At 74.6% G+C, this 18,219-nt stretch carries 12 protein-coding genes and 2 tRNA genes; 4 read left to right on the top strand and 10 right to left on the bottom strand.

Features of this window, described 5'->3' with window-relative positions:
• Positions 1–15: 15 nt before the first annotated feature.
• The 5 genes from ACYVQV_RS16000 to ACYVQV_RS15980 form a co-directional block, all read right to left on the bottom strand.
• Positions 16–654 (bottom strand): ATP-dependent Clp protease proteolytic subunit, encoded by a 639-nt coding sequence (locus tag ACYVQV_RS16000; protein WP_461024312.1) that lies wholly within the window; start codon positions 652–654, stop codon positions 16–18.
• A gap of 337 nt (positions 655–991) precedes the next feature.
• Positions 992–2,380, bottom strand: a complete 1,389-nt coding sequence (gene tig, locus ACYVQV_RS15995; protein ID WP_461024311.1) for a trigger factor — start codon at positions 2,378–2,380, stop codon at positions 992–994.
• 162 nt (positions 2,381–2,542) lie between these two features.
• Positions 2,543–2,619 (bottom strand) — tRNA-Pro (locus ACYVQV_RS15990).
• A gap of 133 nt (positions 2,620–2,752) precedes the next feature.
• Positions 2,753–2,823 (bottom strand) — tRNA-Gly (locus tag ACYVQV_RS15985).
• A 79-nt stretch (positions 2,824–2,902) separates the two neighbouring features.
• Positions 2,903–4,696: a glycoside hydrolase family 13 protein gene (locus ACYVQV_RS15980; protein ID WP_461024310.1), complete on the bottom strand. Its 1,794-nt coding sequence runs from the start codon at positions 4,694–4,696 to the stop codon at positions 2,903–2,905.
• A gap of 82 nt (positions 4,697–4,778) precedes the next feature.
• On the opposite strand from ACYVQV_RS15980, the gene ACYVQV_RS15975 reads away from it, so the two are divergent.
• Positions 4,779–6,242, top strand: coding sequence for a serine hydrolase domain-containing protein (locus tag ACYVQV_RS15975; protein WP_461024309.1), 1,464 nt, complete (start codon positions 4,779–4,781; stop codon positions 6,240–6,242).
• Between the two features lie 115 nt (positions 6,243–6,357).
• Positions 6,358–7,824 (top strand): putative bifunctional diguanylate cyclase/phosphodiesterase, encoded by a 1,467-nt coding sequence (locus ACYVQV_RS15970; RefSeq protein ID WP_461024308.1) that lies wholly within the window; start codon positions 6,358–6,360, stop codon positions 7,822–7,824.
• Between the two features lie 24 nt (positions 7,825–7,848).
• Here ACYVQV_RS15970 and ACYVQV_RS15965 read toward each other — a convergent pair whose 3' ends face one another.
• The 4 genes from ACYVQV_RS15965 to ACYVQV_RS15950 form a co-directional block, all read right to left on the bottom strand.
• On the bottom strand, positions 7,849–8,973 hold the full coding sequence (locus ACYVQV_RS15965) for a SpoIIE family protein phosphatase (protein WP_461024307.1): 1,125 nt from the start codon (positions 8,971–8,973) through the stop codon (positions 7,849–7,851).
• Positions 8,974–9,044: 71 nt separating this feature from the next.
• Positions 9,045–9,899 carry an Fpg/Nei family DNA glycosylase gene (locus ACYVQV_RS15960; protein ID WP_461024306.1) on the bottom strand — a complete coding sequence of 285 codons (855 nt, stop codon included), beginning with the start codon at positions 9,897–9,899 and terminating at the stop codon, positions 9,045–9,047.
• 6 nt (positions 9,900–9,905) lie between these two features.
• A complete protein-coding gene (locus ACYVQV_RS15955) occupies positions 9,906–10,373 on the bottom strand; it encodes a ribose-5-phosphate isomerase (RefSeq protein WP_461024305.1) in 468 nt (155 codons plus the stop codon).
• A 45-nt stretch (positions 10,374–10,418) separates the two neighbouring features.
• Positions 10,419–11,084, bottom strand: coding sequence for a mycothiol-dependent nitroreductase Rv2466c family protein (locus ACYVQV_RS15950; RefSeq protein ID WP_461024304.1), 666 nt, complete (start codon positions 11,082–11,084; stop codon positions 10,419–10,421).
• Between the two features lie 136 nt (positions 11,085–11,220).
• Between ACYVQV_RS15950 and pepN the strand changes: the two genes are divergently transcribed.
• Positions 11,221–13,764: an aminopeptidase N gene (gene pepN, locus ACYVQV_RS15945; RefSeq protein WP_461024303.1), complete on the top strand. Its 2,544-nt coding sequence runs from the start codon at positions 11,221–11,223 to the stop codon at positions 13,762–13,764.
• Between the two features lie 102 nt (positions 13,765–13,866).
• Here pepN and malQ read toward each other — a convergent pair whose 3' ends face one another.
• Positions 13,867–16,014, bottom strand: coding sequence for a 4-alpha-glucanotransferase (malQ, locus tag ACYVQV_RS15940; RefSeq protein WP_461024341.1), 2,148 nt, complete (start codon positions 16,012–16,014; stop codon positions 13,867–13,869).
• 150 nt (positions 16,015–16,164) lie between these two features.
• On the opposite strand from malQ, the gene ACYVQV_RS15935 reads away from it, so the two are divergent.
• The coding region (locus ACYVQV_RS15935) for a prolyl oligopeptidase family serine peptidase (protein WP_461024302.1) at positions 16,165–18,219 on the top strand (2,055 nt) is incomplete at its 3' end.

Here is an 18,219-nt window from a genome sequence, read left to right as displayed (position 1 = left end):
TGTGGTCGGTGCCGGTCAGGCGTCGGTGCCGCCGCCGCCGCTGACGTCGCGCGAGTACGCCTCGACGTGGTCGATGAAGCCGTACTCCTGCGCCTCGGCCGCGGTGAACCAGCGGTCGCGGTCGGCGTCCTTCATGATCTGCTCGACCGACTGGCCGGTCTGCTCGGCGGTCAGCTCCGTCAGGGTGCGCTTCATCTGCATGATGAGCTCCGCCTGGATCCGGATGTCGCTCACGGTGCCCCCGAAGCCGCCGGACGGCTGGTGCATCATGATCCGCGAGTGCGGCGTCGCGTACCGCTTGCCCTTGGCCCCCGAGGAGAGCAGGAACTGCCCCATCGAGGCGGCCAGGCCCATCGCCACCGTCGCCACGTCCGGCTTGACGAACTGCATCGTGTCGTAGATCGCCATCCCCGCGGTGACCGAGCCGCCGGGCGAGTTGATGTAGAGCCAGATGTCCTTCTCGGGGTCCTCCGCCGCCAGCAGCAGCATCTGCGCGCAGATCGCGTTCGCGTTGCTGTCGCGGACCTCCGAGCCGAGCCAGATGATCCGCTCGCGCAGGAGCCGCTGGTAGATGTGGTCGTCCAGGCCGAAGGCCTGGCCGCCGTCGCGCAGAACCGGTGCGCTCGTGCTGGGGACCTGCTCGCCCACGCTCATCGCTCCATCCTCGTCGTGCGTGGCGCCCGGGTGCGTCCCGCCGTCGGCGGAGCACCTGAGCGCCTCTCGTGAGCGACCCTAACGCGGGGGTCGGCCGGTGCACTCCCGCACCCGGCGCCTGTTCGCTGACGGCGCACGGTGACCGGCCCCGCACTCCCCGGCGCGGCGGCCTCCGTCTCCCGCGCCGTCCCGCGCGCGAGGCGGACGGACACGCCGTGCGCGCGCCGGCCGCGGCGGCGTGTTCGTCCGCCTCGACAGGGCCGGGGACGCACGACGCCCCCGGCCCGAGGTGGGCCGGGGGCGTGCGGGTGGGCGACGGACGCGGCCGCCGCAGCGGTCAGAGGCGGACGGCGGTGGGGTCGTCCGCGGCCGGGGTGTCGTCGGCGGGCTGCTCACCGGCGACGGCGGTCTCGCCGGCCGCCTGCTCGCCGACGGCCTCACCGGACGCCTCACCGCGGTCCGGCACGAGCGCGTCGAGGTCGACGACGTTGCCCGACGCGTCCTTGACGGTCGCGGCCTCAAGGACGACGGCCAGCGCCTTGCGGCGGGCCACCTCGGCCACCATCGCGGGCACCTGACCGGCCTGGTCGACCGCCTGCGCGAAGGAGTTCGGGTCCATCCCGTAGCGGGGGGCGGTGGCGACCAGGTACTCGATCAGCTCCTGCTGGCCGACCTGGACCTCCTCCTTCTCGACGATCGCGTCGAGGAGGAACTGGGTGCGCAGGGCCTTCTCGGCCTCCTCGCCCACCTCGGCGCGGTGCTCGTCGTCCTCGAGCCGGTTCTCCTGCTCGAGGTGGCGGTGCACCTCGGCGTCGACGAGCGACTGCGGCACGGGGACCTCGACGGCCTCGAGCAGCGCGTCGAGCACCTTGTCGCGGGCCTGCACGCCCTGCTCGAACCTCTTCGCCTGCTCGGCCTGCTGGCGCAGGTCGGCCTTGAGCTCGTCGAGCGTGTCGAACTCGCTGGCGAGCTGGGCGAAGTCGTCGTCGGCGTCAGGGAGCTGACGCTCCTTGACGGACTGCACGGTGACGGTCACGTCGGCCTCCTGGCCGGCGTGCTCACCGCCGGCCAGCGGGGAGCGGAACGTCGTGGTCTCGCCAGCGGACAGCCCGGTCAGGGCCTCGTCGAGGCCGTCGAGCATGGTGCCGGCGCCGACCTGGTAGGAGATGCCCTTGGCGCTGTCGACCTCGTCGCCGTCGATGCTGGCGGCGATGTCGATGGAGACGAAGTGGCCCTCGGCCGCGGCCTGGTCGACACCCACCAGGGTGCCGAAGCGCTCGCGCAGGGACTCCAGCCGCTCCTCGACGTCGGAGTCGGCGACCTCGACGTCGTCCACGTCGACGGTCAGGGAGGCGTAGTCGGGGAGCTCGATCGTCGGCCGGACGTCGACCTCGACGGTGAACTTCAGGTCGCCGCCCGTGGCCGGGTCCGGGACCTCGGTGACGTCGACCTCGGGCTGGCCGACCGGGCGGACGTCGTTCTCCTCGGCCGCCTGGCCGTAGAACTTCGGCAGCGCGTCGTTGACGGCCTCCTGCAGGACGGCGGCGCGACCGAAGCGCTGGTCGATGATGCGCGGCGGGACCTTGCCCTTGCGGAACCCGGGGACGGTCACCTGCGAGCCGATGGCCTTGTAGGCCTCGTCCATGCTGGGCTTGAGCTCCTCGAACGGCACCTCGACGGTGAGCTTCACCCGGGTGGGGTTGAGGGTCTCGACGGCGCTCTTCACAGCGTGGGTTCTCCTGCCGGTGTCCGGGGGTGGTGCTTCGGGCTTGTCGGGGGGCGCACCGCGCTGGTCGCGGACATGCGCACAGGGCGCCGGGGCACGGCGCCGACGGACCATGCTAACGCCCGGCCGCCCCCCACCCGAAAGGCCTCGGCCGGCGGGACGTGGTCGGGGTACCCGGATTCGAACCGGGGGCCTTCCGCTCCCAAAGCGGACGCGCTACCAAGCTGCGCCACACCCCGTCGACCGGTGGCGACCGGTCGGCACCAGGCTACTGCGGGCCGGCCCGGGCCGACGGTGCCGGGCCGGGTCGGATCGTCGGCCGAGGGACGCGCGAGGGCGCCCCCGACACCGGGGACGCCCTCGCGCGCACGGAGCGGGTGACGGGAATCGAACCCGCATGACCAGCTTGGAAGGCTGGGGCTCTGCCATTGAGCTACACCCGCGCGGCCGTCGCCGGCTGCGCGGTCAGCGTAGCCGGTCCTCACGCGCCGGCCCGGGCACCAGGCCCCCGAGCGGCGGTCCTCAACCCAGCGGGCGGCGGTAGGCCACCGACTCCCAGGGCCGCAGCGCCACGGTGGACGACGCGGGCGGGGCGTCGCGGTCGCTGGCGACGAGCACCGGGGCACCGTCCCAGGCCGCGGCGTCGGGGACGGCGACCTCCACGGCCTCGCCCGACAGGTTGGCCAGGACGAGCAGCTGCGCTCCGCTAGCCGCGTCGTCGGCGGGGAGCGTCCGGGTGAACGCGTACACCTGCTCGTCGTCCGGCAGCAGCATCGCGAACCGCCCGAAGGCGACGACGGGGTCGTCGTGGCGCAGGGCGATGAGCCGGCGGTAGTGGTGGAACACCGACTCGGGGTCGGCCACCGCCGCCGCGGCGTTGACCTCCCGGTGGTTCGGGTTCACCGGGATCCACGGCGTGCCGGTGGTGAAGCCCGCGTGCTCGGTGTCGTCCCACTGCATGGGGGTGCGCGCGTTGTCCCGGCTCTTGACGCGCAGCGCGTGCAGGACCTCCTCCTCGGGCTGCCCGGCGGCCACGGCGTGGGCGTGGTGGTTGAGCGACTCGATGTCGCGGAAGTCCTCGATCGACGTGAACGGCGCGTTCGTCATCCCGAGCTCCTCGCCCTGGTAGACGTACGGCGTCCCGTGGTGCAGGTGCAGGACCGTCGCGAGCGTCTTGGCCGACCGGACCCGGTGCTCGCCGTCGTCCCCGAAGCGCGACACGGCGCGAGGCTGGTCGTGGTTGTTCCAGTAGAGGCTGTTCCACCCGACGTCCGCGAGGCCGGTCTGCCAGCGCCCGAAGGACGCCTTGAGGTCGGTCAGGCGCAGCGGCCGCAGGTCCCACTTGGACTCGCCCTGGTCGAGCGCCACGTGCTCGAACTGGAACACCATGTCGACCTCGCGTCGCGCAGGGTCGGTGAACAGCCGGGCCTCCTCGACGGTGACTCCGGGCATCTCCCCCACCGTCAGCAGCCGCTCGTCCCGCCGGGACACGACCTCCCGGTGCATCTCGGCGAGGAACTCGTGGATCCGCGGGCCGCACACGTAGTGCGGTGAGCCGTCACCGAGCACGCCACCCGGCAGCGCGTGCCCGTCCGGGAGGTGACCGTCGGCGTCGACGTCCTTCGACAGCAGGTTGACGACGTCCATCCGGAAGCCGTCGACCCCGCGGTCGAGCCACCACCGCATCATCTCGTGCACCGCGGCCCGGACCTGCGGGTTCTCCCAGTTCAGGTCGGGCTGGGTGCGGGAGAACAGGTGCAGGTAGTACTCCCCCGTCGTCTCGTCGAGCTCCCAGGTCGGGCCGGAGAAGAAGGACCGCCAGTTGGTCGGCTCGGCCCCCGGCTCCCCCGCCCCCATCCCCTCGCGCGGCGGGCGCCACCAGTACCAGTCCCGCTTCGGGCTGTCGCGGCTGGACCGCGACTCGACGAACCACGGGTGCTCGTCGGAGGTGTGGTTGACCACGAGGTCCATCACGACCTTGATGCCGCGGCCGTGGGCGTCGGAGAGCAGGCCGTCGAGCTCGGCGAGGTCACCGAAGATCGGGTCGACGTCCTGGTAGTCGGAGATGTCGTAGCCGTTGTCGTCCATCGGCGAGGGGTACACCGGGGACAGCCACAGGACGTCGACCCCCAGCAGCTCCAGGTGGTCGAGGTGCGCCCGCACCCCGCCGAGGTCGCCGACCCCGTCACCGTCGGAGTCGGCGAAGCTGCGCGGGTACACCTGGTAGACGACGGCGGTCCGCCACCAGGCCTCGTCGTCGCCGCGCACGCCCTCGGCGGCGTGGCCCCGCGCGTCCTCGCTCCGGTCAGCACCCATCACGCCAGGCTAGGCAGGGAAGCGACGACCGACACCCGGAGCGGACGGGAGCGCCGGGCGCCGTCCCCTACAGTCGCCGGTCGTGACCCACGACGCCCCCGGAGCCACCGCCCTGCCAGCGCCGCGCCGCACGGACCGCGCCGCGGTCGACGACGCCTGCCGCTACCTGTCGACGTGGCTGGACCACCGACGGACCCGTGACCGGGTGCCCGGGGTGCAGGCGGCGGTCCTGGCCGACGACGACGTCGTGCTGTCCGAGGCGTACGGGGTGGCGTCGCAGGCCTCGGGCGAGGCGCTGACCACCGGGCACCTGTTCCACGTCGCCTCCCACTCCAAGACCTTCACGGCGACCCTGGTGCTGCTGCTGGTCCAGGACGGCCGCCTGCGCCTGGACGACGCGCTCGGTGCCTGGTTGCCGGAGCTCGCCGACGGCGACCTGGCCACCGTCACGGTGCGCGAGCTGCTCTCGCACGGCGGGGGTGTCGTCCGCGACGGCAGGGACGGGGACTTCTGGCAGCTCTGGCACCCCTTCCCGGACGCCGACGGCCTGACCGCGGTGGCGCGCGACGCGGCGGCCGTGCTGCGACGCAACGAGCGGTTCAAGTACTCCAACGTCGGCTACTCCCTGCTCGGGCGGGTGGTCGAGGTGGTCACCGGCCGCAGCTGGGCGCAGGAGCTGCGGACCCGGGTCCTGGACCCGCTCGGCCTGACCAGCACCGGCCCGGACCACGACCCGGCGCAGGGAGAGCGGTACGCCGCAGGCCACTCCGGGTTGGCCTACGCAGACCGCCGGCTGACCGTCGAGCACGGGCCGGCCCGCGCGATGGCGCCGGCCACGGGGGTGTGGTCCACGGCCGCGGACCTGGTGCGCTGGGCGGCGGCGCACTTCCACGGCGACGAGCGGCTGCTCGCACCGGACTGGCAGAGGGTCATGCAGCGCACGGAGTGGGACGTCGACGGGTCCGGCGAGGGGTACGCGCTGGGCTGGGCGGTCGTCGAGGCCGGCGGACGGCGGCTGCTCGGGCACGGCGGTGGGTGGCCCGGCCACATCACGCGCACCCTGTTCGACCCCGCGGACCGGGTGGCGGTGTCCGTGCTGACCAACGCCGTGGACGGACCCGCCCAGACGCTCGTGGACGCCGCGTGGCGGCTCGTCGACCTGGCCGCCGGCCGCAGCGACGCGACGTCCGAGGTGGACGTGCAGCCGGCCGACGCGCTGGCGGGCTTCCGCGGCCGGTTCGCCAGTCTGTGGGGGGTCAGCGACGTGGTCGACCTCGGCGGGCGGCTGTACCTGCTCGCCCCGGAGCAGGCGGACCCGACCGCGGACGCGGCGCACCTCGAGCGGGTGGACGCCGACACGCTGCGGGTCGTCCGCGGGCGCGGGTACGGCGCCGTCGGGGAGCACCTGCGCTTCGACCGCGCGGACGACGGGTCGGTGCGGTCGGTGCGGTTGGCCAGCTCGATCACCGCGTACCCCGTCGACACCCTGCGAGCCGCCGTCACGCAGCGTGAGCGGATCACCCTGCAGGACCCCCTGCGGCCCTGAGAACCACCCCGATCCGCTCCCGAGTGGCGCCAGCACCTCAAGCACGGCGCGTGGGCCGCCGAAGCAGACGGCACGCCCGCCGACCCGGGCGTCACCGCCACCCCCGGGAGCGCACGTGCAGATCGCAGGACTCGGCTGGTCCCTGGCCGTGCTCGCCCTCACCGGCCTGCTCGTGGCCGTCATCTCGGGCAGCGCGTTCCTCATCCGCCGCGACCGGGAGCGGCACCGCCTGGCCCGCCTCGACCCGCTGACCGGGCTGGGCAACCGCACCGAGCTCAACGAGTCGGCGGCCCGGGTCCTGGGCAAGGTCGACCTGGACGGCGACGGCAGCCGCGGCCCCGCGCTGCTGCTCATAGACCTCGACGGCTTCAAGGAGGTCAACGACATCCTCGGCCACTCCGCCGGGGACGCCGTCCTCGTCCAGGTCGCCTCGCAGCTGCAGGCCGCCGCGGGCGACCAGGCCCAGGTGACCCGCCTCGGCGGCGACGAGTTCGCCGTCCTCGTCGACGCCACGGTGACCGTCAACCAGGCCGTGCTGCAGGCCAAGAAGCTGCTCGCCGGTCTCGGCGGCGGCGGGTTCCAGACGCGCGGCGTCAGCCTGGACGTGCGCGCCAGCATCGGGGTCGCCCTGGCACCCCAGCACGGCCGGGACCTCGACGAGCTGCTCCGCCACGCCGACGTGGCCATGTACGAGGCGAAGCGCACCCGCTCCGGCGTCCGCGTGTACGAACCGGAGTTCGACCCGCACGGCACCGACCGGCTGGGTTCCCTGGCGCTCCTGCGCGGCGCCATGGACACGGGTCAGCTGCACCTGCGCTACCAGCCGCTGGTCAGCACCCGCACCGGCCGCGTCAGCGGCTTCGAGGCGCTGGTGCGCTGGGACCACCCCACCCGCGGCCTGATGCTCCCGGCAGAGTTCATCCCCCTCGTCGAGCGCACGAGCATGATCCACCCGCTCACCCGCTGGACCCTGCTCACCGCCGTCAAGCAGGCCTCCGTGTGGCGCTCTCAGGGCCTGGACGTCTCCGTGGCGGTCAACATCAGCGCCGTCACCCTCGAGGACGGCCTGCTGGGCATCGTCGACGAGGCCCTGGCGCTGACCCGCTGGCCCGCCGACCGGCTCGTGCTGGAGGTCACCGAGTCGGCGATCACGCTCAACCCGGAGATGGCCCGCAAGGTGGTCACGGCCCTGCGCGACAAGGGGGTGCACGTCAGCGTCGACGACTTCGGTGCCGGCTTCACCAGCCTCGGCCTGCTCGGCGAGCTGGACGTGCGCCAGCTCAAGATCGACCGGATGTTCATCGAGCGGCTCGGCCAGCCGCACCACGACGCGATCGTCACCTCGATCATCGAGCTCGGCCACCGGCTCGGCCTGTCGGTGGTCGCCGAGGGCGTGGAGGCGCAGGAGTCCGCCGACCGGTTGCTCACGCTGGGCTGCGACGAGCTCCAGGGGTACCACTTCGCCCGGCCGATGGTCGCGCAGGACGTCGTCCCGTGGGTCCAGATGCTGCCGCGGCAGCGCTCCGCGCCGGCCCCCACGGTGCCGGCCGCCCGCGGCCGCTCGGCGCACGTCCGGCTCTGAGCCGCCCCGCGCGTCCGGCCGGGGTCACTCCCGCCAGAGCAGCACCAGCGCCCGGTCGTCGCTCTCCCCGGTGCGGGTGCCGTCGACGATCCGGTCGGCGCCCCCGCGGAACCCGCCGCGCCGCACCAACCGCTCCGCCTGCCCCATCAGCCGGTCGATCCCCAGCGTGAGGTCACGGCCCGGCGTCTCCACCAGCCCGTCGGTGTACATCAGCAGGGCGTCCCCGCGGCGCAGGATGCCGTGGTGGGCCGGGAACTCGACGGTGTCGACGATGCCGAGCGCCGGGCCGTGGTCGCTGGCGATGACCTCCCAGCGCCCGGACCCGGCGTGGAAGTGCGCCGCGGGAGGGTGGCCCGCGCTGGCCAGCCGGTACGCCCCGGTCGACAGGTCGACGCACAGGTGCACCGCCGTCGCGAAGCCCTCGTCCCACCGCTGGCGCAGCAGGTAGGCGTTCGCGGCGGGCAGGAAGTCGGTCTGGTCCATCGCGCCGAGCAGCCCACCGAACGCGCCGGACAGCAGCAGCGCCCGGGTACCCGCCGCCTGGCCCTTGCCGGACACGTCGACCAGCGCCATCTCCAGGTCGCGGTCGTCGGTGCTGCGGGTGGAGACCAGGAAGTCCCCGGAGAACGAGTCGCCGTAGGCCGAGCGCAGCACCGTCTCGACCTGCCACTGCCGCGGCAGCGGCGGCACGGTGCCCTGGGCGCGCAGCCGGTCCCGCAGGTCGACGAGCATCGACTCCCCCAGGGTCCCCTGCACGCCGAGCCGCTCGCGGCTGTTGGCGAAGACGAGGACGAGGACCGCGGTCAGCCCGATGACGATGATCTGGCCGGGGGACGGCGACGGGATGCGGTTGACGACGACGTAGGCCAGCGCGGAGCCGACCACCAGGTAGAGCATCAGCAGCGAGCGGATCCGCAGGAAGAACCCGCCCAGCATGATCACCACGGTGCTCGCCGTCACCGGGACCCACTCGGGGACCACCAGCGCCGCCATCGACGCCACGACGGCGAGCGCGGTGAACCCGAGGAGCTGGAAGGCCTGGGACGGCAGGACGCGCCGGCGCAGGTACTTCAGCACGCCGGTGAGCCCCTGCAGCCCACCGTGCCCGCCGCGACCCCGGCCGCCCGGCCGTCTCCTGAGCGCCACCACGCGGGGGACAGTACCGTCGCCGGCCGGGCCCGCCGAGGGCGTCCGCGTCGCGGCGGCACCACGCCGTCGCGTCACCGCGCCTGGCACGTCGGGCACCAGTACAGGCGGCGGGCGGCCAGCTCGGCCTCGGCGACGGGCGTCTGGCACACGCGGCACGGCAGGCCGGTGCGCCGGTAGACGAAGTGCGCGTCCTCGCGCAGGGGCCCGCCGCGGCGGCGGGGACGGCGGTCGGCGGGGACGGTGACGATCGACCCGCGGCGGACCCCGTCCCGCATGAGGACCGACAGGTCGTCCCACAGCGCCCGCACCGTGCCGGGCTCGACGTCCCGCCCCGCCGTCATCGGGTGCAGGCCGGCACGGAACAGCACCTCGGCCCGGTAGACGTTGCCGACCCCGGCGACGACGGCCTGGTCCATCAGCAGCCCGGCGACCGGCGCCACCGACCGGCGGACCCGGGACGCGAACGCGTCGGGGTCCCCGTCGCGCCGCAGCGGGTCCGGCCCGAGCCGGGCGTGGACGGCGGCCTTCTCCTGCGGCCCCACGACCTCGCAGGCGGTCGGGCCGCGCAGGTCCGCCCAGGCACGGGCGCCGACCAGGCGGACCCGCACGGCACCCTGTGGCGCAGTGGGCTCGGTCGGCCCGGTCGCACCGGTCGGCCCGGTGACGTGGCGCTCGTGCAGCTCCCACGCGCCGTACAGGCCGAGGTGCACGCGCAGCCACCGGTCGGCGCGACGGTCGGCCGGGTCGGCGGCGAAGCCGAGGAACAGGTGCTTGCCGTGCGCGTCGGAGGCCACCAGGGACCGGCCGTCGAGCAGGGCGGCGCCGTCGGCGAACCGGCCCTGCGGGCTGGTCACCGACAGCGGCTCACCGCCGAGCCCGGCGCGCAGCAGGCGCGACCACCGGCGGACGGTGTGACCCTCCGGCACGCGCCGTCAGGCCGACGCGGGGATCTGGCCGGTGCGCTCGTACGCGGCCAGCTGGTCGATCCGGCGCTGGTGGCGCGCCTCGCCGCTGAACGGCTCGGCGAGGAAGGCCTCGACGATCGCCGTGGCCTCCTCCGTGCTGTGCATCCGGGCGCCGACGGAGACCACGTTCGCGTCGTTGTGCTGACGGGCCAGGCGGGCCGTGTCGAGGCTCCACGCGAGCGCCGCGCGCACGCCGGCGACCTTGTTCGCGGCGATCTGCTCGCCGTTGCCCGAGCCGCCGACCACCACGCCGAGGCTGCCGGGGTCGCCGACGACGGCCGCCGCGGCCGCCAGGCAGTACGGCGGGTAGTCGTCCGCCGCGTCGTAGGACGACGGTCCGTGGTCGACGACCTCGTGGCCGGCCTGCCGCAGGTGGCCGACGAGGTGCTGCACCAGCTCGTAGCCGGCGTGGTCACATCCCAGGTGTACGCGCACGGGCCCATGCTGCCAGCCCGGGCCCGTGCCCACCGACGCCGGTCGTCAGTCGAAGACGGGGCCGACGTCCCGGGTGCGCTTGAGCTCGAAGAACCCGGGCGTGGAGGCCACGGCGAGGACGCCGTCCCACAGCCGCGCGGCGTCCTCGCCCCTGGGGGCGGGAGTCACGACCGGTCCGAAGAAGGCGACGCCGGCGACGGACACGACCGGGGTGCCGACGTCCTGGCCGACGCGGTCGATGCCGTCGGCGTGGCTGGCGCGCAGGGCGTCGTCGACGTCCGTCGTGCCGGCCACGTCCGCCAGGGACGCCGGCAGCCCGACCTCCTCGAGGGCCTCCAGCACCACCTGGTCGAGGTCGTCGCGGCCGCCGGGGTGGATCCGGGTGCCCATCGCCTCGTACAGCGGCCCGAGCACCTGCGGCCCGTGCTGCTGCTCGGCGGCCACCAGGACCCGCACCGGGCCCCACGCGCGGTCCATCAGCTCGCGGTACTCCTCCGGCAGGTCACGTCCCTCGTTGAGCACCGCCAGGCTCATCACCCGCCAGCGCACGTCGACCGGGCGCACCGTGGTGACCTCGACCATCCACCGGGAGGTCATCCACGCCCACGGGCACAGCGGGTCGAACCAGAAGTCGGCGGTCTGCCGCGGCTCGGCGGCGTCGGTCCCGGGGGCTCCGCCGGCTGCTGCCTGGGTGGGGGTCGACGCGGTCACGGGGTCCTCCTGGTCGGTTCGGCTGGTGCGGCGCTCGCTGACCGTTCAAGCACCGCGGGCGTGCGAGGATTCCCCGATGCCCCGTCCGGGGCGCCACCTGCCCCCGAGGAACGGAACGGAGAACGACGTGCCGGGTATGAACCTGACTCGCGAGGAGGCGCGCGAGCGCGCCTCGCACCTGGCGGTCTCGTCCTACGACGTCCAGCTGGACCTGACAGCCGGGGACGAGACGTTCGGGTCGCGCACCGTCGTCCGGTTCTCCAGCTCGCGTCCGGGCTCGTCCACGTTCGTCGACCTCGTCGCCCCGGCGGTCCACCGGGTGGTGCTCAACGGGACCGAGCTGGACGTGGCGCAGGTCGTGGACGGCGCGCGGATCGCCCTGACCGACCTCGCGGCGGACAACGAGCTCCTGGTGGAGGCGTCCTGCGCCTACATGAACACCGGTGAGGGGCTGCACCGGTTCGTCGACCCCGTCGACGACGAGGTGTACGTGTACTCCCAGTTCGAGGTGGCCGACTCCCGGCGGGTGTTCGCCGTGTTCGAGCAGCCCGACCTCAAGGCCACGTTCTCCTTCACCGTGACGGCACCGTCGCACTGGCAGGTCGTCAGCAACTCCCCCACCCCCGAGCCGGTCGACGCGGGGGACGGGGCGGCCACCTGGCGGTTCGCGCCCACGCCGCGGCTCGCCTCCTACGTGACCGCGGTCGTCGCCGGCCCGTACCACGTGCGTCGCGGCGAGCTGACCAGCCGCGACGGTCGCACCATCCCGCTCGGTGTCTTCTGCCGGGCGTCGTTGGCCGAGCACCTGGACGCCGACGACGTCATGGACGTGACGCGGCGCGGGTTCGCGTACTTCGAGGAGGTCTTCGACGTCGCCTACCCGTTCGAGAAGTACGACCAGCTCTTCGTGCCGGAGTTCAACGCCGGGGCGATGGAGAACGCCGGGGCCGTGACGTTCGTGGAGTCCTACGTCTTCCGGTCCAAGGTGCCCGACGCGGTGGTCGAGCGGCGGGCGCTGACGATCCTGCACGAGCTCGCGCACATGTGGTTCGGCGACCTGGTCACGATGCGCTGGTGGGACGACCTGTGGCTGAACGAGTCGTTCGCGGAGTACGCGAGCACCGTCTGCCTCGCCGAGGCCACCGGGTGGACGTCGGCCTGGACGACCTTCTCCAGCATGGAGAAGTCGTGGGCCTACCGCCAGGACCAGCTGCCCTCCACCCACCCGGTGGTCGCCGACATGGTCGACCTCGAGGCGGTCGAGGTGAACTTCGACGGCATCACCTACGCCAAGGGCGCCAGCGTCCTGCGCCAGCTCGTCGCCTGGGTCGGCCGGGACAACTTCGAGGAGGGCGTGCGCGCGTACTTCGCCGAGCACGCGTGGGGCAACACCGAGCTGTCCGACCTGCTCGCCCACCTGGAGCGGACCTCCGGCCGCGACCTGCGCGCCTGGTCGGCGGTCTGGCTGGAGCGCGCGGGGGTCACCACGCTGCGACCGGACCTGGCCGTCGACGCCGACGGCACCATCACCTCCCTCGCGGTCGTCCAGGAGGTGCCCGAGGAGCACCCGACCGCCCGGCCGCACCGGATGGCCGTCGGCTGCTACGACCTCGTCGACGGCACGCTGGTGCGCACGCGCCAGGTCGAGCTGGACGTCGAGGGCGAGCGCACCGAGGTCAAGGAGCTCGTCGGCAGCCGCCGCCCCGACCTGCTGCTGCTCAACGACGACGACCTCGCCTACGCCAAGGTCCGCCTCGACGAGCAGTCCATGGCCACCGCGGTGCGGCACCTCGACGCCTTCACCCACTCGCTGCCGCGCACGCTGGTGTGGGGCGCCGCCTGGGACATGACCCGGGACGCCGAGCTGCCCGCACGCGACTTCGTCGACATGGTGCTGGGGAACGTCGCCGCCGAGACCGACTCCTCGGTCGTGCTGGTCCTGCTGCGCCAGCTGACGTCGACCGTGCGGCTCTTCGTCGCGCCCGAGCACCGGACCGAGGTGGCCGCCGCGGTCGCCTCCCGGCTGCACGACCTGGCGGTGGCCGCCGAGGCCGGCAGCGACACGCAGCTGCAGATGGTCAAGGCGTTCGCCGCGCACGCCGTGACCGACGACCAGCTCGACGCCGTCCGCGGCCTGCTCGACGGCACCACGACGCTGCCCGGCCTGACCGTCGACACCGACCTCGGCTGGGAGCTGCTGGCGTCCCTCGTCGCCGGTGGGCGCGCCGGCGAGGAGGAGATCGCGGCCCGGCAGGCTCAGGACGACACCGCCACCGGCCGGCGGGCGGCCGCGGCGGCGCGGGCCGCCCGCCCGACGCCGGAGGCCAAGCAGGAGGCCTGGCGGTCGGTGGTGGACTCCGACGACCTGCCGAACGCCGTCCAGGCGTCCGTGATCGGCGGCTTCGGCCGGGTGCACGACACCTCGCTGCTCGAGCCGTTCGTCGAGCCGTACTTCGCCGCCGTCCAGGACGTGTGGCGCAACCGGACCAACGAGATCGCGCAGCAGATCGTCGTCGGGCTGTACCCGACGCTGCTGGCGGACCGGTCCACGGTGGAGCGGACCGACGCGTTCCTGGCCGGGATGGACGGCGACCTCGCCGGGCTGCGGCGGCTGACGCTGGAGAACCGGGACGGCGTGCTGCGCGCGCTGCGGGCGCAGGAGCGCGACCGCGCCCGCTGAGCCCCCGACGACCACGGCGGCCGCCGCCCCCTGCCGGGGCGGCGGCCGCCGTCGTCGACCGGCGGTCCCGTCCGCGCCGCCCGTCGTGGGCGCGGCCGGCCGTCAGCGGGGCTGGATCGCCCGGGCCAGCGACAGCACCCGGGGGCGGGTGCGCAGCTCCTCGAGCAGCACCGGCTCACCGGCACCGTCGGTGAGCGGCACCTTCCAGTTCGGGTACTCGGTGTGCGTGCCCGGCTGGTTCTGGGCGCGCCGGTCCCCCACCGCGTCGGTGAGCGCCATCCCGAGCAGGCGGGACGGCGTCCAGGTCAGCAGTCGGTGCAGGGCCTCGACGGTCTCCCGCTCGGTCGCCCCCGGGGGCAGCAGCCCCAGGTCGTGCAGCAGCCCGAGCACGCTCGCGCGGTCGGCCGCGTCCTCCTCGAGCTCGGTCCGCAGGTCCCTGGTGAGCAGGCCGAGGCGCTCGCGCAGCTCGATGTGCTCCCCGGCCAGGTAGGCCGCCGTGGGGGGCAGGTCGTGGGTGGTGACCGTGGCCAGGCACAGCTCGCGCCACCGCTCGGGCCGCAGCGGCCGGCCCTCGTCGTCCTTCTCGAACCACAGCACCGACGTCCCCAGCACGCCGCGGTCGGTCAGGTACTCGCGGACCCACGGCTCGACCGTGCCGAGGTCCTCCCCCACGACGAACGCGCCCGCGCGCTCGGCCTCCAGGCACAGGATGCCGATCAGGGCCTCGTGGTCGTAGCGCACGTACGTGCCCTCGCGCGGCCCGGCGCCCTCCGGCACCCACCACAGCCGGAACAGACCGATCACGTGGTCGACCCGCAGGCCCCCCGCGTGCCGCAGGACCGTGCGCAGCATGTCCCGGTACGGCGCGTACCCGAGCTCGGCGAGGGTGTCGGGCCGCCACGGGGGCTGGCTCCAGTCCTGCCCCTGCTGGTTGTAGGCGTCCGGCGGCGCCCCGACGGTGACCCCGCGGGCCAGCGCCCGGCCCAGGGACCAGGTGTCCGCCCCCTCCGGGTGCACCCCGACCGCCAGGTCGTGGACGACGCCGTACGCCATCCCCGCGGCCCGCGCCTGCCGCTGCGCCGCCTCGAGCTGGCTGTCGGCGACCCACTGCAGCCAGCAGTGGAAGTCGACCCGGTGGGCCAGCTCGGTGCGCCAGCGGGCCAGCTCCTCGGAGCCGGGGTCGTGCGCCGCGGCCGGCCACCGGCTCGACGGCAGGCCGAACCTCTCGGCGAGCGCGCACCACGTCGCGAACTGCGTCAGGCCGTCGCCCTCGCGCTCGCGGTAGGCGGCGAAGGCGTCCTGCCTCGCCGGCGTCCGCGGCGCCGCGTACACGCTCTCCAGCGCGGCGAGCTTGGCCGCCCACACGGTGTCGCGGTCGATCTGCCCCGCCGCGACCCCCGCGGCCCGCGCCTCCTCCGCCTGCCACTCCAGCAGGGCGCGGTCCGTGGACGGCAGGTAGGCGACCTCGGGTACGTCCTCGACCCGGATGTACACGGGGTTGACGAACCGGCGGGTGGTCGGCAGGTACGGCGACGGCTCCATCGGGGGCACCGGCTCGGCGGCGTGCAGCGGGTTGACGAGCACGAAGTCCGCCCTCAGGTGCCGGGCCGACCAGTCGGCCAGGTCGCCGAGGTCGGCGAGGTCGCCCAGCCCCCAGGACCGCTCCGAGCGCACGGAGTACAGCTGGGTCATCAGCCCCCACCGCTGCTGCTCCAGCGCGGGCAGCCGGGACAGGCGCGCCGGGACGGCGACCAGCGGGCAGGTGCCCTCCACGGTCTCGCCGCGGGCGTGCAGCACGTGCCACCCCAGGGGCAGGTCGGCGGGGACGGCGAACGTGGCCCGTCCCACGACGGCACCGTCCACGCGGCGCGGCTCGACCCAGTGGTCCTGCTGGGGGCAGTCCCGTCGGCCGCCGTCCTCCAGCTCGACCCACACCTGCACGGCCTCGCCGTCGGGGACGTGGACGGGCACCCACGGGGCCTGGCCGCCGCGTGCGACGACGACCGGCGGCAGGACCCGGCGCCAGGGGGCGTCCTCGGCGGCGGCGAGCGCCGCCTCGACCGCCTGGGGGGTCGAGGCGTCCACGCCGAGCGACCGCAGGACGGCCACGACGGTGCCCTCGGGGACGGGCACGTGCTGCCCCTGCCAGTCCCAGAACTCGGTGGCGACCCCGTGCCGCTCGGCCAGCTCGACCAGCCGCGGGGGCAGCACGGCGCCCTGCCGGGCCTGGGGCGGGTGGTCGTCGGACACGTCACCTCTCCCTCCGGCCCGACGGTCGGGCACGCGTCGGATCCTGCCAGAGGCCGTGCCACCCGGCCCGTGCACCACGCGGCGGTGGCCTGGGTGCGCGCGACCCGCGGCGCTCCCCGCGGCCGCCGCCCCGGCTCGTAGGGTGGCGCCATGAGCGACGCGACGCCGACCGACTCGACGCCGGCCCACCCGACGCCCACCGACGCGACGCCGACCCACCCGACGCCGGCCCACCCGACGCCGGCCCACAGGGCGCCGGGGACCCCGTACCCCGCGGCGCGGCGCCTGGACCTCGTCGAGCGGCTGCCGCAGGACGATCCGGTGCTGGACGTCGCCGACCCGTACCGCTGGCTGGAGGACGTCGACGACCCCGCCACGGTCGACTGGTCCCTGGCGCAGGACGACCTCCTGGACGCCCAGCGCGGACGGTGGGCGGGGCGCGACGCCGTCGCGGCGCAGGTCCGCCGGCTGCTGTCCGCCGGCGTCGTCGGCCCGCCGGTGTGGCGCGGTGAGCGGTGCTTCTTCGTCCGCCGCACCGGTGAGCAGGAGCACGGTGTCCTGCACGTAATCGAGCCGGGTGCCGACGGGCCGACGGAGCGGGTCCTGGTCGACCCCGTCGCCATCGACCCGACGGGGGCGACGACCCTGGACGCCTGGCAGCCCAGCAAGGAGGGCCGCCTGCTGGCCTACCAGGTGTCCGAGGGCGGCTCGGAGGAGAGCGTCCTGCGGGTCCTGGACGTGGCCACCGGGGACGTCGTGGACGGACCGATCGACCGCGCGCGCTACTCCCCCGTCGCCTGGCTGCCCGGGGGCGAGGCGTTCTACTACGTCCGCCGGCTGGACCCCGCGGGCCTGCCGGAGGACGAGCAGCAGTACCACCGCCGGGTCTGGTTGCACCGCCTCGGCGCGGACACCGCGACGGACGTCGAGGTCTTCGGCGCCGGCCGCGCGATCACCAGCTACTACGGCGTCTCGGTGTCCCGCGACGGCCGCTGGCTCGTCGTCAGCGCGGCGGAGGGCACGGACCCGCGCAACGACGTCCTCATCGCCGACCTGTCCGGTGGTGACCTGGAGAACCCGCGGCTGCGGCAGGTCGTCGTCGGGGTCGACGCCCAGACGGACGCCCACGTCGGCCGGGACGGCCGCCTGTACGTCGCGACCGACCTCGACGCACCCCGCTGCCGGTTGGCGGTCAGCGACCCCCGCGACCCCGGACCGGGCACCTGGCGCGACCTCGTGCCCGAGCGGCAGGACGCCGTCCTGGAGGACTACGCGGTCCTCGACGGCCCCGAGCTCGGCGACCGGCCCCTGCTGCTGGTGGCGTGGACGACCCACGCGGTGTCCCGGATCACGGTGCACGACCTGGCCGACGGCACGGAGGTCGGCGAGGTGCCGCTGCCGGGCCTGGGCTCCACCGGTGGGCTGCTGACCCGACCGGAGGGCGGGCACGAGGCGTGGTTCACCTACACCGACAACACGACGCTGCCGACGGTGCTGCGCTACGACGCGCGTGACCAGTCCGTCGGGGTTCACGCGGTGCCGCCCGGCGCGGTGGAGGTGCCGCGCGTCACCACCCAGCAGATCGCCGTGCCGACCGCCGACGGCACCACGGTGCGCGCCTTCGTCGTGGCGCGCACGGACCTGCTCGGTCCTGACGGCGCGCCCACAGCGCCCGCTCCGACCGTCCTGTACGGGTACGGCGGGTTCGGGGTCAGCCTGACCCCGGGCTTCTCGGCCACCGTGCTGACCTGGGTCCAGGCGGGCGGCGTGTACGTCATCGCGAACCTGCGCGGGGGCGGCGAGGAGGGCGAGCAGTGGCACCGCGACGGGATGCTCGCCAACAAGCAGAACGTGTTCGACGACTTCCACGCGGTCGCCGACGCCCTCGTCGAGCGCGGGTGGACGACGCCGAGCCGGCTGGCGGTCTCGGGCGGGTCGAACGGCGGCCTGCTCGTCGGTGCCGCGCTCACGCAGCGGCCGGAGGCCTTCGCCGCGGTCGTGTGCTCCGCGCCGCTGCTGGACATGGTGCGCTACCAGCTGCACGGCCTGGGGGTGACGTGGACCGGCGAGTACGGCGACGCCCGCGACCCCGAGGAGCTGCGCTGGCTGCACGCGTACTCGCCGTACCACCGGGTGCGCGAGGGCACCCGGTACCCGGCGGTGATGTTCCAGGTGTTCGACGGGGACAGCCGCGTCGACCCCCTG

This window comes from Thalassiella azotivora (genome assembly GCF_054781695.1).
This window is presented reverse-complemented; position numbering and strand designations above follow the sequence as displayed.

Excerpts from the sequence above, each read along its gene's own strand:
- pepN (WP_461024303.1), top strand. The coding sequence starts at position 11,221 with ATGAACCTGACTCGCGAGGAGGCGCGCGAGCGCGCCTCGCACCTGGCG.
- ACYVQV_RS16000 (WP_461024312.1), bottom strand. The coding sequence starts at position 654 with ATGAGCGTGGGCGAGCAGGTCCCCAGCACGAGCGCACCGGTTCTGCGC.
- ACYVQV_RS15980 (WP_461024310.1), bottom strand. The coding sequence starts at position 4,696 with ATGGGTGCTGACCGGAGCGAGGACGCGCGGGGCCACGCCGCCGAGGGC.